This is a genomic window from Actinospica robiniae DSM 44927 (genome assembly GCF_000504285.1).
GTDB lineage: Bacteria > Actinomycetota > Actinomycetes > Streptomycetales > Catenulisporaceae > Actinospica > Actinospica robiniae.
Genome location: NZ_KI632511.1, coordinates 8,065,529 through 8,080,166 on the forward strand (window position 1 = coordinate 8,065,529; position 14,638 = coordinate 8,080,166).

Sequence of the window (14,638 nt, forward strand, 5' to 3'; positions counted from 1 at the left end):
GGGAGGCTATGGTGGAACTCCGGCGGGGAGCGGCACGTTTGACTTCCTGCCAGGTCGACGGTCGATCGAGGCGAGGGGGCGTCAGGTGACGATGGCGGCGACGGCGCAAACGCAGGCGGAGTCGGGGGCGGCGCCGCCGCGGCGGAGGATGGGCAATCCCGCCCGGCTGTGGTCGATGCTGCTCGCGGGAGTGCTCGTCGTGCTGCTGGCCGGTTCCGTGGCGGGGGTGGGGCTGTCCGGCCGTTCGTCCACCGCCGAGCACACCGGGCAGGCCACCGAGCAGCTCTACCAGGACGTCCAAGAGCTCTCCTACGCCCTCGCCGACGCCAACGCGACGGCCGCCAACGCGCTGCTGATCGGCCCGGTCGCCCCCAAGGTGGACACGGACCGGTTCGGCTCGGACATCACCCTGGTCGAGCAACGCCTCTCCGACGCCTCGCAGCGGGTGACGGGCGACGCCACCGCCTCGTCGCAGCTCGACGACCTCGCGGTGCGGGTGCCGCAGTACTCGCAGTGGATCGGCGAGGCGCTGGCGAACAACCGCTTCGGGTTTCCGGTGGCCGGCGCCTATCTGCGGCTGGCCTCGCAGATGTACACCGGTCAGATGCTGGGCGAGGTGCAGGCGGTCATCGCCGAGGAACAGGCGGCGACGCAGGACGGCATGTCCTCGGCGTCCAGTCCGGACTGGCTCACGATCGTCGTGTGCGTCCTCGCCTTCATCGCGCTGGCCGTGGTGGGCCGGATGCTCGCGCGCGCCAGCAAGCGGAGGCTGAACCTCGGCGTTCTCGGCGCGGCGCTCGCCGTGCTCGCGCTGCTCCTGTGGACCTGCGTGGCGGCCGTCGGGAGTTCCAGCGCCGTCGACGACGCGCACACCGACTTCAGCCAGGTGATGCTGGCGCAGAACGGAAACTCGGAGTTGTCCCTGGCTGAGACGTACGTCGCGCTCCAGCAGATCGATCGGGGCGAGGACGTCGGCCAGGTCGGCGGCGACGACCAGCAGCACGCGGTGAAGGTGCTCGCCGATCTGACCGAGATCGGGAAGGGCTTCACCGGCAAGGGTTCGGGCGCGGTCAGCGCGGATGTCCACAAGCTCGTCGCCTGTGCCGACAGCGGGATCGAGCTGGCGGCCGACGGCCAGTATCAGAAGGCGATCACGGCCACCGTCGGCACCGAGCAGGATCTCGCGAGCGGCTGCGAGACGGCCGCCGCCAAGGCCGTGCGCGACGACTTCGACAACGTCACCAACGCGAGCCAGGCGCGCTATGCGGCGGACATGTCCCGAGCGCGGTCCTGGTACGGCGGGGGCGCCGCCCTGGCGCTGGCGCTCGCGGTCGGGCTGCTCGGCGCGGTCGCCGCGGCCTGGGGCCTGAACCGGCGGTTGGCGGAATACCGATGAGGGGGAGCGGCATGAGGACGGGACGGCGCTGGGGACGGGTGACCGGGTGGGCCGGCGCTCTCGCGTTGGCGGCGGCCACCGTGAGCGCGTGCAGCACCGCGGCCGTCGGCGAGCAGCCCAAGGCTCCGACGGCGGAGCTCGGCAGCGCCGCGCCCACGGCGACCGGCAGCGGTTCGGGCACGGCGCAGACCTGTGATCCCACCGCTTCCTCGCCCGCCCCCAGCGCGACCGCGGTCGACGGCGCGGACGTCCAGGCGATCAAGAAGCGGGGCTATATCAGGGTCGGGGTCTCCGCGGACCAGTACCTCACCGGATACCTCGCCTCGGACGGCGACGAGGAGGGCTTCGACATCGACCTCGCGCACGCGCTCGCCAAGTCCCTGTTCGGCGACCCGGGCAAGGTCCAGTTCGTCGCGCTGACCACGGCCGAACGCATACCGGACCTGCAGGACAAGAAGGTCGACGTCGTCATCGACACCATGACCATCACCTGCGACCGGCTCCAGCAGGTCGGCTTCTCCGCGGTCTACTTCGAGGCCTCGCAGCGCCTGCTGGTGGACAAGGGCTCGCCCTACACCTCGATCAGCGCGCTCAAGAACCAGGCGGTCTGCGCCCAGGCCGGATCCACCTCCATCGGGCAGATCCAGAAGGCGGGCGCCAAGGTGGTGGCGGTCACCAACGTCAGCGACTGCCTGGTGGACCTGCAGGTGAACGAGGTGTCGGCCGTCTCCACCGACGAGACGCTGCTGGCCGGCCTGGCCGCCCAGGACCCGAACCTCGTCCTGGTCGGCGACCCGCTCGAGCCCGAGCCCTACGGCATCGCCGTGCCGCTGCACCAGACCGACGTCGAGCAGTGGGTCAACGGCGTGCTCGCGCAGTACGAGTCCGACGGCGAGTGGGCGAACTCGTACCAGAAGTGGTTCTTCGAACACGGCCTCCCCGCAGCCCAGCCGCCGGTTGCGCAATACTCGCACTGACAAGCCACCGCGCCGACGCGACGGCGACGCCCGACATCCGCACGAGCCCGAGGACGCATGCCGCAGCACGGATACAACCCCCAGGTTCCGCTCACCCGGGAAGCGGTGGACGCGGAGCTCGAACGTCTGCGCGCGGACGCGGGACGGGTCTCCGACGCGCTGGTGGAGCTGACCGAGTACAACGCCTACAAACTGCTCGAGAGCGCGCCGCTCTCCGGCCTGACGGCCGAGCGCTGGCAGCGGGTGAGCGGGAAGATCGCCGCGCTCTGGGACGATTTCACCGCGTATCAGGACGTGCTCAACCGGGCCTCGGAGATCCGCGGCCGCCGGGTCAAGCCGCGGCCGGAGGAGCTCGCGGCGATCACCAAGCTGCTGCGCGGCGAGTCGATCACCCTGTCCACCAACTCCGTCGCGCTCTCCGAGCGCACCCTGCTCGGGCCGGCCACCGTCTCGGTCACCGCCACCCTGGCCCAGACCCTGGACCGGATGAACACCGAGTACCAGCTCGCCGCGGACTTCATCGCCCAGGCCGAGCAGGCCTGGAACCGGCTGTTCGGCGCGGCCGACCCGGTGCAGGAGCGTCTCAAGGCCCTGGTGGCCGTCGCCCGGGAGATGGGCGACCGCTCGGTGGCCACGGCCGTGGCCGGGCTCGGCGACGGATACGCGGCGCTGCGCCGGGAGGTGTTCGCCGACCCGCTGGGGCTGTCCGCCGCCGGCTCCACCTTCCCAGGAAGGCTGGCCGAGATCGACCGGCAGATCGCGGAGCTGGCCGAGACCGCGGCGCACCAGGCCGATCTGCGCGCCGACTACGCCCGCGGCACCGAGCACCTGCGCCGGCTGATCGAGCGGATCGACGAGGTCGAGGCGGCGCAGCGGTCCGCCGCGGAGACGGTGCGTGACAAGATCCTGATAGAGGCGCTGCCTGCCTTCACCCGGCAGGCGCCGGCCCTGCGCGCGCGCATCGCGGCCCTCGACGCGCTGCGCGACCAGAGCCAGTGGCCCCGGCTGACCACCGAGGCCGAGGTGCTCGGCGACGCCCTGGACGCGGCGCTGGCCGAGGCCACCCGGATCTGGAAGCTGATCGCCGGACTGCTGGAGCGGCGCGAGGAGCTGCGCGGCCGGCTCTCCGCCTACCGGGTGCGGGCCGCGCGCAAGGGAGCCGCTGAGAACCAGCCCCTTGAGGCGTACTATCAAACCGCGCGCGAGCTGCTGTGGAGCAGGCCCTGCGATCTCGCCGCGTCGACCAGGGCGCTGCACGTGTACCAGAAGGCGGTGCTGGCCCTCGACGGTCCGGCCCGCCCCCGGGAGGGCGCACAGTGAAGGGGAGCACAGTGAAGGGGAGGATGCGAGGATGGGCGACATGAGGTGTACCCGGCCCGGCTGTGGTGGCACGCTTCTCGACGGCTATTGCGACACTTGCGGCCTGGCTGCCAAGACCGCCCCGAAGGCCGCGCCCCCGGCCCCCGTCCCGTCCGCGCCGGCGCAGCTGTGCGCACGGCTCGGCTGCGACGGCGCGGTCGTCGACGGCTACTGCGACACCTGCGGCATGGCCGCGGTCAAGGCGGCGCCCGCCGCGGTGCCGGCGCAGGCGAACGGCGGCCGGGAGACCTCCGCGCGCACCGCTTCCTCGGTCTCCGCCCGCGGCGGCTCGGCCCGCACCTCCACCGGACGCAGCCGCGGCTCGGCCGTCTCCGCGCGCGCCCTGACCGGCCGCACCGCCTCCAACCGCGGCTCGCGCTCCACCGGCCGCGGCGGCCTCGGCCTGGGCATCGTGGAGATCCCCAGCGTCGAGTACCGCGACCCGAGCGAGGCCGTGCTGGCCGACCCGGAGGTGCCCGAGCACAAGCGCTTCTGCTCGCACTGCGGCCAGGCGGTCGGCCGCGGCCGCAACGGGCATCCGGGCCGGACCAAGGGCTTCTGCGCCCAGTGCCGCAACGGCTACGACTTCGAGCCCAAGCTCGCCCCCGGCGATCTGGTGGCCGGCCAGTACGAGGTGCTCGGCTGCATCGCGCACGGCGGCCTCGGCTGGATCTACCTGGCCCGGGACAACAACGTCTCCGGACGCTGGGTCGCCCTCAAGGGCCTGCTGGACACCGGGGACGAGGCGGCGCTGGCCGCGGCGGTGGCCGAGCGCCAGTTCCTGGCCGAGGTCGAGCACCCCAACATCGTCAAGATCTACAACTTCGTGCACCACGACTCCGGCGACTACATCGTGATGGAGTACGTCGGCGGCAAGTCGCTCAAGCAGATCGCGCTGGACTACAAGGAGGCCAACGCCGGGCAGGCGCTGCCGCTGGCGCAGGTGCTCGCCTTCGCCATCGAGATCCTGCCCGCGTTCGGCTACCTGCACTCGATCGGCCTGCTCTACAACGACTTCAAGCCGGACAACATCATCCAGTCCGAGGAGCAGCTCAAGCTGATCGACCTCGGCGCGGTGATGGCCTTCGACGATCAGGAGTCGGACATCTACAGCACCGAGGGCTACAAGGCCCCGGAACTGGAGAGCGACGGCCCGAGCGTGGAGTCCGACCTGTTCACGGTCGGGCGGATGCTGGCCGTGCTGGCCTTCGACTTCAAGGGCTACCAGCGCGAGTTCGCGCACAAGCTGCCGGCCCGCGAGTCGATCCCGGTGCTGGCCAGGTTCGAGTCCTTCGACCGGGCGCTGCGCCGGGCCACCCATCCGCAGCGCGAGCGCCGCTTCTCCTCGGCCGCCGAGATGGCCGCCCAGCTGACCGGCGTGCTGCGCGAGGTGGTCGCGCTGGAGCGGGGCGAGCAGCAGCCGGCCGTCTCGGCCCTGTTCACCACCGAGCGCTACTCGGCCGGCACCGAGGGGGTGCGGGCCGCCGACGCGCCCACCGGCGCGCAGCTCGCCGCCGCCCTCCCGCTGCCGCTGACCGACCCGGCCGATCCGAGCGCCGGCTACCTCGCCGCCCTCGGCGGCCGGGCCGACCAGGTCGTGCGGACTCTGACGGAGCTGCGCAACCCGACGCCCGAGGTGCACTACCGGGTGGTGCGCGCCGCGATCGAGGACGGCCAGTTCCAGCTCGCCGAGCGGCACCTGAACCGGATGGCCGGGATCGACGCGTACGACTGGCGGGTGATCTGGTACCGCGCGGTGGTGGCACTGTGCCAGGGCAACGCGATCGAGGCCCGGGCCAAGTTCGAGGCCTGCTACAACGAGCTGCCCGGCGAGCTGGCGCCGAAGCTCGGCATCGCGGTGGCCGCGGAGCTGAGCGGCCTCACCTCCGACGCGCTGCGCTACTACCTGCAGGTGTGGAGCGTGGACCGCTCCTACGTGACCGCCGCCTTCGCCCTGGCCCGGCTGCGCATCGCGGCCGGCGACCACGCCGGCGCGGTGGACGTGCTCGGCCAGATCCCCGAGGTCGCGATCCAGCGCACCGCGGCCGAGATCGCCGCCGTGCGCACCCGGCTGGACTCGCCCGGCTTCGCCGGCTGGGCCGACCCGGAGGAGCTGGCCCGGCTCGGCGAGCGGGTCGAGGCGCTCGGCCTGGACGGCGAGGCGCACGAGTCGCTCAAGTGCGAGGTGCTGGCCGGCGCGCTCTCCTGGCGGCTGCAGGACGAGGACACGGCCGCGGCGCAGACCCTGTTCGGCCACCGGCTGAGCGAGGACGGGCTGCGCGCCGCGCTGGAACGCTCCTACCGGACCCGGGCGCGGATGGCGCAGACCCGCGCGGGACGGATCGCCATGGTGGACTGCGCGAACCTGGTACGACCGCGGACGTGGGTATGACGGACGCGCCGGGACTGACTGCGGAAAAGGACGGGGTTGTGACGGAGCGGGAAGAACCGGCCGAGCACGGGCCGGAGCACGAAGGCGCCGCTGCGGGATCGCAGACCTGGCCGACCTGCCCGTCCTGCGGCGCCGAGGTGGCGCCGGAGGACGGCTACTGCGAGGAGTGCGGCGCCGACCTGCTGGTGCGCAGATCCGAGCCGCCCGCCGCCGATCCCGGCGCGTGCCGCAATCCGCAGTGCTCGAACACCTCGTACGCCGACGGGTACTGCGACCAGTGCGGCTCCCCGGCGGCGGATCCGCGCGACCGGCTGGAGCGGGACCTCGGCCCGGTCGCCGGCGTCTCCGACCGCGGACTGCGGCACAGCCGCAACGAGGACGACATGGCCCTCGCGGTGATCGGCGACCGGGACGGGCCGCCCACCCCTGTCATCGTGGTCTGCGACGGCGTCTCCGCCTCGTACAAGCCGGAGACCGCCTCGGCCGCCGCCGCGCTGGCCGCGCGCGAGCAGCTGGTGCTGGCGCTGCGCCGGGGCGAGAACCCGCAGAGCGCCACCCTGGCCGCGTTCGAGGAGGCGCACAAGGCCGTCAGCGCCCTGCCGCCGGACCCGGCGGACGAGACCAACGGCCGGGCCAGCACCATGGTCACCGTGGTGGTGGGCGCGCGGGAGCTGACCGTCGGCTGGGTGGGCGACGCCCGGGTCTACTGGCTCGGCGCCGAGCCGCGCCGGCTGACCGCGGACGACTCCTGGGCCGGGCGGATGATCTCCGACGGCACCCTGACCGAGGAAGAGGCCTTCAAGTCGCCGCTGGCGCACACCATCCTGCGCTGGCTCGGCCCGGGCGCGCCGGAGGACCCGGCGAACCTGGCCGTGTTCGAGCCGGACGGCCCCGGCCTCGTGCTCGCCTGCAGCGACGGCCTGTGGAACTACGTGCCGGACGCGGACGACCTCGCCCACCTCGCCTCCGGCGGGTTCGGCGGGCTGCTCGCCACCGCGTCCGCGCTCGCCGCGGTCGCGCTGGAGGGCGGCGGCCACGACAACATCACCGCAGTGCTGGCGGCCTGGCCCCCGCGCGCGCCCGAGCCGGGCGCCGCGGAGCAGACCGCCGAGATCAACGCAACTCCAGTGGAGGGGACCCACCTGTGAGCGCGCAGCCGCAGTTCACCGTCAACGTCTATCAGAACGAGTACCTGCCCGAGGGCGCCACGGAGATCAACGCGATCGTCTCGGTGCAGTCGGCCGCCGCGTTCGGCGGCACCGCGTCCGCCCGCGCCGCGCAGGTGATCATGGTGGACTGCTCCGGTTCCATGGACTACCCGCCGACCAAGATGGCCGCGGCCCGCCAGGCCACCGAGGCCGCGATCGACTCGATCCGGGACGGGGTGCCCTTCGCCGTCGTGGCCGGCACCCACGTGGCCCGGATGGTCTTCCCCGGCACCGAGTACCTGGTGCCCGCGGACGCCTCCTCCCGCGCCGCGGCCAAGGCCGCGGTGGCCCGGCTCACCGCCGGCGGCGGCACCGCCATCGGCCAGTGGCTGGCCATGGCCGACCGGCTCTTCACCGGGCACGAGCAGGCGATCCGGCACGCGATCCTGCTCACCGACGGCAAGGACGAGCACGAGGACCCGGCCGACCTCGCCGCCGCGCTGGCGCGCTGCGAGGGCCGGTTCACCTGCGACTGCCGCGGCATCGGCACCGACTGGGTGGTGGCGGAGCTGCGCCGGGTCTCGAGCGCGCTGCTCGGCACCGTGGACATCGTGGCCGACCCGGGCCGGCTGGCCGGGGACTTCCAGCAGATCATCGAGCACGCCATGGGCAAGGCCGTCGGCGACGTGCGGCTGCGGCTGTGGACCCCGCAGGGCGCGCAGGTGAAGTTCGTCAAGCAGGTGGCGCCGCAGATCCTGGACCTGACCGGCCGTCGCACGCCCGGTCCCAACCCGCTCACCGGCGACTTCCCGACCGGCGCGTGGGGTCCGGAGTCCCGGGACTACCAGGTGTGCGTGCAGGTGCGTCCCGGCGGCATCGGCGACGAGATGCTCGCGGCCCGGGTGAGCCTGGTCTCGGTCGAGGGCGCGGGCCAGGCGGTCACCCTCGGCCAGGGGCTGGTGCGCGCGGTGTGGTCCGACGACGTCGCGCAGACCGGCCGGATCGACCGCACCGTGGCCGACTACACCGGGCAGACGGAGCTGGCCGACGCGATCCGCGAGGGCCTCGAGGCGCGCAAGAACGGCGACCTGGACACCGCCACGGCCAAGCTCGGCCGCGCGGTGAAGCTGGCCACCCAGGCCGGCAACGAGGACACCGCGGTCCTGCTCTCGAAGGTCGTCGAGATCGACGACCCGGCCACCGGCACGGTGCGGCTCAAGCAGCGCGTGTCGGACGCGGACGAGATGACGCTCGACACCCGCTCGACCCGCACGGTCCGGGTGGGCAAGAACCGCAACGAGAACGGCTGAGGGGGCGGCGGAGATGTCCACCTGTCCGGCCGGGCACGAGTCCCAGGCCAGCGACTACTGCGATACCTGCGGGCGGGTGATCGGCGGACCGCCGGCCTCGGCGGCTCCGGTGCCGTCCACCGCGACCGGGACCGGCTCGGCCGCCGCGGGCTCCGCGCCCCGGGCCGGAGCCTGCCCGGTGTGCGGCGCGGGGCGCGACGGGCGCTTCTGCGAGGAGTGCGGCTACGACTTCGACCTCGCCGAGGCGATGCCGGAGACGGTGCTCACCGCCGGCGTCGGCCCGGCGCCGGCCGAGGCTCCGGTTTCGCAGGCCCCGAACACCGCTGCGGCCGCGCCGGCCGAGGCCGAGCAGGGCCTCGACCTCGAGGCTGAGCTGGCCCGGGCCGAGGCGCAGGCGTCCCCCGAGGCGTCCCCGGCGCAGCCCGAGGTCGAGCCCGTCCCGTTCGAGCCGCTGCCGGATCCGATCGCCGGCCCTATCGCCGGCTCGGCGTCGGGCGGGGTGTCGTTCGGCTCGGAGCTGACGTTGATCGTCAACGCCGACCGGGATTACTACGACGCGCAGGTCGAGCGCGGGGACATCGTCGCGAGCGAGTTCCCGTTCCCGAAGTACCCGGCCGAGCGCCGGTTCAGCTTCACCGCCGGGCCCGGCCCGGTAAGGATCGGCCGCTCCTCCTCCAGCCGCGGGCTGAACCCGGAGATCGACCTCACCGGCCCGCCGCTGGACCCGGCCGTCTCCCACCTGCACGCCCAGCTGCTCAAGCACGACGAGGGCTGGGTGGTGGTGGACCTCGGCTCCGCCAACGGCACCCGGCTCAACGAGGCGGCCGAGCCGCTGGAGGCGGAGACGGAGATACCGGTCAAGCCGGGCGACCGCATCCACCTCGGCGTGTGGACCACGATCGTGCTGCAGTAAGCAGGCCGCGTCAGGCCGGCCCGCAGTCCCACGTGGACGGCGGGCCGGCCTGACGCGTACTCAGGCCCGCTCAGACCGCTACGCCACCAAGTCCCGCCGCCTCTCCGCGGCGTGCACGGGCCCGAGTGCGGTGCGGGCGGCGGCGAGGCGGCGGACGGCTTCGCGCAACTTCTCCGGCGCCTCGGTGTAGGGCAGGCGCAGGTAGCGCTCGTACGTGCCCGGGTCGGCGCCGAAGCGCGGGCCGCTCTGCAGCAGCAGGCCGTGGGTCGCCGCGCGGTGGACGAGACTGGTCGACTCCTCGCCCCCGGCCAGCCGCACCCACAGGCTCAGCCCGCCCTCGGGCGTGTGCCAGCTCCAGTCCGGCATCGCGTCGCGCAGGGCCGCCTCCAGCAGTTCACGCGAGGCGCGCCACTCGGCGCGCCGCTCTTCCTCGATGCCGAAGCCTTCGCGCAGCACCGCGACCGCGATCAGCTGCTCGATCACCGGAGAGGCGAGGTCGAGCGACGCCCTCGCCGCCGCGAGTTCGTGCACGACGCGGCTGGGTGCCCGGACCCAGCCCACGCGCAGCCCGCCCCAGAAGCTCTTGCCGAGCGAGCCGCACACCAGCAGCCGCTCCGCGTCCGCGGGGCCGACCGCGGCGGCGAACGGCGCGGGCACCGGGACGTCGAGCGCCGCGTCGGTGATCGTCTCGTCGGCCAGGAGCCAGGCTCCTGCTTTGCGGGCTGCCCGGGCCAGCGGGCCGGCCAGCTCCGGCGGCATCACCAGGCCGGTCGGGTTGTGGAAATGAGGGATCGTATACACCAGTCGCGGTGAGAGCCGGGTCGCCGCCTGGGCCAACGGAATCCGGGCCGCGCCGCCGCCGGCCGCCCCGTCCGCCCAGCCGGTCGCCGGGTCCAGCGGCACCGGCGTCAGCCGCGCCCGCGCCGCGGTCAGCGAGTCGATCGCGTTCGGGTAGGTCGGCCCCTCAACCAGGATCCTGTCACCGGTCCTGATCAGGAGTCTGCCGACGAGGCTGATCGCGCCCTGGGCCCCGGCCGTCACCAGGATCTGGCTCGGATCGGTGGGCAGGCCGCGTTCCGTGTAGCGCTGCGCCACCGCTTCGCGCAGGGCGCTCAGGCCGTAGGGCAGATAAGACTCCTGCGTCACCACGGACAGCCGCTCGGCCGCCCAGGCCGTGGCGGCGCGCAGCGCGGCCAGCGGGGGCAGCGGGGCCGCGCAGGTCAGGTCGACCAGATCAGCGCCCTGACCCTCCTGCCAGCCGCCGGCCGGGCGGGCCAGCAGCCGCTCGGGCAGCGCGGTGTAGGTGCCCGAGCCCCGGCGCGCGCTCGCGTAGCCGCGCTCGACCAGGCTGGTGTAGGCGGCGGTCACGGTGGTCCGGCTCAGCTCCAGCGCCTCGCTCAGCGGCCGTTCCGCGGGCAGCCGGGCGCCGACCGGCAGCCGGCCGTCCAGGATCAGCGCGGTGATCCGGTCGGCCAGCGCGGCCCGGGCCGGATGCCGGGAGGCGTCCGAGCCGCCCGCCACCCGCCACGGCCCGAGCAGGCGGGCCAAGGTGGCCGCCGTCAGCGGGGCATTGGCTTCCATGACCAGTCCACCTCTCTGAGATTGGCTATCGTCGAACAGTCCACTTTCGGTCAGGATGGCAGAGGCCGGCCACAGCCCGCAAGGGGGCCGGCTCACGGACCGAGAGGGAGATGGGCGCGATGGCGGCGGTGGCGGACAAGGGCGGGCCGGCGAAGGCGGAACTGTGGCCGAGGCGGCGGCCGGCCCAGCGGCTGACCCGGCTCACCCTCGGGCTCGGGCTCTACGGCGCGAGCGAGGCGCTCATGCTCGCGCCCGCGGTCGGGGTGGACCCCTGGGACGTCTTCCACACCGGCCTGACCGACCGCACCGGCATCCCCGTCGGCACGGTGCTGATCCTCGTCGGCGCCGCGGTGCTGCTGCTGTGGATCCCGCTGCGGCAACGGCCGGGCATCGGCACCGTCGCCAACGTCGTGGTGATCGGCGGTGTGGTCGACCTGATGCTCGGCGCCATGCCCGCCCCGCACGCGCTCTGGCTGCGCTGGGCCGTCTTCCTGACCGGCGCGCTGCTCAACGCCGTGGCCACCGGCCTGTACATCGGCGCCGGCCTCGGCCCGGGCCCGCGGGACGGGCTGACCACCGCGCTGGCCGCCCGCGGGCACTCGATCCGGGTGGTGCGCACCGGGATCGAGCTGTCGGTGCTGGCCGTCGGCTGGCTCCTCGGCGGCGACGTCGGCCTCGGCACGGTCGTCTACGCGCTGATCATCGGCCCGCTGGTGCACCTGACGATCCCCTGGCTCCAGCTCAAGCTGCCGGAGTCGGAGTCGGCGCCGCAGCCCGCCCCCGTGCCCGCGCCGGAGCCCGCCGCCCCCGTGCCCGCCGCCTCGCTCACCTGACCGGCAGCGAAAGGTCCAGGTCCGGCCCGTCGCCCGCGCTCCCGGCGCGGTAGAGCAGGCGCAGCCCGCCGGTCACGTGCTTGTCCCGGTCCCGGGCCCAGGACAGCATGCTCTCCACCGCCAGCGCGATCCGGGAGACGTGCAGCTGCGACGCCCGGCCGTAGTGCACGTAGGCCTCGAGGTGCGCGTGGTCGGCGCGCAGGGTGAGCGCGGGGAACCGCTCGGCCAGTTCCTCGGCCTGCGCCTCCGGGACCGGCCAGCACCACTCGATCGGGCCGTCGCTGTCCTCGCTCACCTCGCCGTAGTAGATGGTGAACGGGGCGCCCTCCACCCCGGGCAGCACGCTCACCCCGGCGTCCCGGAAGCCCGCGATGAACGCCCTGCCGACGCCGGTGAGCTCCTCGTTCGTCACGTGCCGGGTGACCGAGAGCACCATCCGCGCGGGCAGGTCCCGCACGCGCACCCGGTACGCGGTGGACATGGCCGGCGCCTTGCCCTGCAGCCGGTCGATCAGGTTGTTCACCAGCCGACGCCGGGCCGCGTGCTCCGCCTCCGCCTCCGCCCAGAACTCGGCGATCTGCTCGGCGCCCGGGCGCCCGCCCTGGCGCAGGGCCTGGCGGATGTCCGCGAGCGGGATGCCCACCTGCCGCAGCGAAGCCACCAGCCGGGCGCGCTCGACCTGCCCGCGGCCGTAGCGGCGGTGGCCGGTGGCCGGGTCCACCCACTCCGGCTCGAGCAGGCCCGTCCGCTCGTAGAGCTCCAGCGCCTTGGGCGAGAGCCGGCTGAGCCGGGAGAACTCGCCGATGCCCAGCCCGTCCGCCGCCTCGCTCATCAGCCCACCTCCTGCCCGCCGCCGTCGTCGCACCTGTCCCAAGGTCAAGGTCAACACTCCGCCGCCGCTCGCGCAATCGGTGGCGCCTGCGCCGGCCCCCGGTCCCGGAACCCGGGCGGTGTGAGCGAAACGCTTGTCTTCCGCGCGAAATTGGACTAGACCAACCTCAGAGGACTAGACCACACGGTCCGCGCACCACCCCGCACCGCGCCGCCGTTCGCCCGAACCCACGTCACGGCAACGGTTTCCACCGCACCTCAGTACACGAAGACGCAACCCACCGGCCCGCACAAGGGAGTGCTTCCGTCCATGCGTCCTAGACGACTCCGCCTCGGCATCGCCGCCGCGTCGGCGGCCCTGGTCGTACCCGCCGCGCTGTACCTGTCCACCGCCCCGGCCGCCGCCGCGGCCACCAACCTGCTGGGCAACCCGGGCTTCGAGACCGGCTCGCTCTCCTCCTGGACCTGCGACGCCGGCACCGCCGCGGTGGTCTCCTCGCCGGCCCACTCCGGCTCGCACGCCCTCGCCGGCACACCCACCTCCTCCGACGACGCGCAGTGCACCCAGACCGTCACGGTCCAGCCGAGCACCACCTACACGCTCTCCGGCTACGTCGAGGGCTCCTACGTCTACCTGGGCGTGAACGGCGGCACCGACACCTGGACCCCGTCCGCCACCAGCTGGCAGCAGCTCTCGATGACGGTCACCACCTCCGCGTCGCAGACCTCGTTGACGATCCACATCCACGGCTGGTACGCCCAACCCGTCTACTACGCGGACGACCTCTCGCTCACCGGCGGCACCGGCGGTACCGGCGGCACGAGCCCGTCCGCCTCGGCCAGCCGGTCGTCCACCCCGTCGGCCGGCGCGTCGCCGACCAAGAGCGCGTCGCCCAGCCCGTCCGGCACCGGCATCTCCACCGGCGGCTCGGTGGGCAAGGTGGCGCCGTACGTGGACATGTCCAACAACCAGGAGCCGATGCTCTACAGCGCCGCCAAGGCCGGCCTGAAGACCTACACCGCCGCGTTCGTGATCAGCTCCGGCTGCTCGCCGATCTGGGGCGACACCCTCCCGGTGACCAACGACCCGACCATGGACTCGGACATCACCACCGCCAAGGCCGACGGGGCCACCCCCATCGTCTCCTTCGGCGGAGCCGGCGGCACCGAGCTGGCCATGGCCTGCACCACCGAGTCCAGCCTGCAGGCGGCCTACCAGTCGGTGATCAACCACCTCGGCGTCAACCACATCGACTTCGACATCGAGGGCGCCCCGCTCGACTACACCGCCGACAACAACCTGCGCTTCCAGGCCATCGCAGGCCTCGAATCCGCCAACCCCGGCCTGGTGGTCTCGGTCACCCTGCCGGTGCTGCCGACCGGCCTCGCGGCCGACGGCGTGGCCTTCCTCGCCCTGGCCGAACAGGACGGCGCGCGGATCGACCTGATCAACGTCATGGCCATGGACTACGGCTCCTCGTTCACCGGCGACATGGGCCAGGAGGCGATCCAGGCCGCGCAGAGCACCCTGACCCAGGCGAAGGCGGACTGGCCTTCGGACACCTACGCCAACATCGGGGTGACCCCGATGATCGGCCAGAACGACAACTCGGCCGAGGTGTTCTCCGAGGCGGACGCGCAGAGCCTGGTCAGCTGGGCCGACTCGGCGCACCTGGGCCGGCTCGCGTTCTGGTCCGTGGACCGCGACCAGCCCTGCGCCGGCTCGGCCAACGGCCTGCCGGCCTGCTCGGAGATCTCGCAGAACGCGCTGGACTTCACGAAGATCTTCGACTCCTACAGCGGCTGAACCTCGAGCCCACCGAAACCGCCGTGGCCCCGCGTCCCACCCCGGCCGTGTCATCGGGCCCGCTCTGCCCGAGCGGCCCGGTCGGGGCGGG

At 73.5% G+C, this 14,638-nt stretch carries 11 protein-coding genes; 9 read left to right on the forward strand and 2 right to left on the reverse strand.

Annotation, left to right across the window (positions count from 1 at the left end; translation table 11 throughout):
• Window positions 1-85: 85 nt before the first annotated feature.
• From ACTRO_RS34850 to ACTRO_RS34880, 7 genes are read left to right on the forward strand one after another with little or no spacing between them, the layout of a single operon-like run.
• On the forward strand, window positions 86-1,396 hold the full coding sequence (locus tag ACTRO_RS34850) for a hypothetical protein (protein ID WP_157436611.1): 1,311 nt from the start codon (window positions 86-88) through the stop codon (window positions 1,394-1,396).
• 11 nt (window positions 1,397-1,407) lie between these two features.
• Complete coding sequence (locus ACTRO_RS34855) at window positions 1,408-2,373, forward strand: glutamate ABC transporter substrate-binding protein (protein WP_034270112.1); 966 nt, start codon at window positions 1,408-1,410, stop codon at window positions 2,371-2,373.
• A gap of 57 nt (window positions 2,374-2,430) precedes the next feature.
• On the forward strand, window positions 2,431-3,693 hold the full coding sequence (locus ACTRO_RS34860) for a hypothetical protein (protein WP_034270115.1): 1,263 nt from the start codon (window positions 2,431-2,433) through the stop codon (window positions 3,691-3,693).
• A 40-nt stretch (window positions 3,694-3,733) separates the two neighbouring features.
• A complete protein-coding gene (locus ACTRO_RS34865; protein ID WP_211244506.1) occupies window positions 3,734-6,124 on the forward strand; it encodes a serine/threonine-protein kinase in 2,391 nt (796 codons plus the stop codon).
• Between the two features lie 38 nt (window positions 6,125-6,162).
• A complete protein-coding gene (locus tag ACTRO_RS34870; RefSeq protein ID WP_051451837.1) occupies window positions 6,163-7,272 on the forward strand; it encodes a zinc-ribbon domain-containing protein in 1,110 nt (369 codons plus the stop codon).
• A complete protein-coding gene (locus ACTRO_RS34875) occupies window positions 7,269-8,582 on the forward strand; it encodes a vWA domain-containing protein (RefSeq protein ID WP_034270121.1) in 1,314 nt (437 codons plus the stop codon). The genes ACTRO_RS34870 and ACTRO_RS34875 overlap by 4 nt, the downstream gene beginning before the upstream one ends.
• A gap of 13 nt (window positions 8,583-8,595) precedes the next feature.
• Window positions 8,596-9,495 carry an FHA domain-containing protein gene (locus tag ACTRO_RS34880; protein ID WP_034270123.1) on the forward strand — a complete coding sequence of 300 codons (900 nt, stop codon included), beginning with the start codon at window positions 8,596-8,598 and terminating at the stop codon, window positions 9,493-9,495.
• Between the two features lie 78 nt (window positions 9,496-9,573).
• Here ACTRO_RS34880 and yczR read toward each other — a convergent pair whose 3' ends face one another.
• Window positions 9,574-11,076, reverse strand: coding sequence for a MocR-like transcription factor YczR (gene yczR / locus ACTRO_RS34885; protein ID WP_051451838.1), 1,503 nt, complete (start codon window positions 11,074-11,076; stop codon window positions 9,574-9,576).
• 119 nt (window positions 11,077-11,195) lie between these two features.
• On the opposite strand from yczR, the gene yczE reads away from it, so the two are divergent.
• Window positions 11,196-11,909 (forward strand): membrane protein YczE, encoded by a 714-nt coding sequence (gene yczE / locus ACTRO_RS34890; RefSeq protein WP_051452583.1) that lies wholly within the window; start codon window positions 11,196-11,198, stop codon window positions 11,907-11,909.
• On the opposite strand, the gene ACTRO_RS34895 is transcribed toward yczE, so the two are convergent.
• Window positions 11,902-12,741, reverse strand: coding sequence for a MerR family transcriptional regulator (locus ACTRO_RS34895; RefSeq protein WP_051451839.1), 840 nt, complete (start codon window positions 12,739-12,741; stop codon window positions 11,902-11,904). The genes yczE and ACTRO_RS34895 overlap by 8 nt on opposite strands.
• A 309-nt stretch (window positions 12,742-13,050) precedes the next feature.
• Between ACTRO_RS34895 and ACTRO_RS34900 the strand changes: the two genes are divergently transcribed.
• Window positions 13,051-14,547, forward strand: a complete 1,497-nt coding sequence (locus ACTRO_RS34900; RefSeq protein ID WP_034278099.1) for a carbohydrate binding domain-containing protein — start codon at window positions 13,051-13,053, stop codon at window positions 14,545-14,547.
• Window positions 14,548-14,638: the final 91 nt, after the last annotated feature.

Bases quoted from the DNA above. Each gene is read 5' to 3' on its own strand.
- ACTRO_RS34900 (WP_034278099.1), top strand. From the start codon at position 13,051: ATGCGTCCTAGACGACTCCGCCTCGGCATCGCCGCCGCGTCGGCGGCC.
- yczE (WP_051452583.1), top strand. From the start codon at position 11,196: ATGGCGGCGGTGGCGGACAAGGGCGGGCCGGCGAAGGCGGAACTGTGG.
- yczR (WP_051451838.1), bottom strand. From the start codon at position 11,076: ATGGAAGCCAATGCCCCGCTGACGGCGGCCACCTTGGCCCGCCTGCTC.
- ACTRO_RS34865 (WP_211244506.1), top strand. From the start codon at position 3,734: ATGAGGTGTACCCGGCCCGGCTGTGGTGGCACGCTTCTCGACGGCTAT.
- ACTRO_RS34860 (WP_034270115.1), top strand. From the start codon at position 2,431: ATGCCGCAGCACGGATACAACCCCCAGGTTCCGCTCACCCGGGAAGCG.
- ACTRO_RS34895 (WP_051451839.1), bottom strand. From the start codon at position 12,741: ATGAGCGAGGCGGCGGACGGGCTGGGCATCGGCGAGTTCTCCCGGCTC.
- ACTRO_RS34855 (WP_034270112.1), top strand. From the start codon at position 1,408: ATGAGGACGGGACGGCGCTGGGGACGGGTGACCGGGTGGGCCGGCGCT.
- ACTRO_RS34880 (WP_034270123.1), top strand. From the start codon at position 8,596: ATGTCCACCTGTCCGGCCGGGCACGAGTCCCAGGCCAGCGACTACTGC.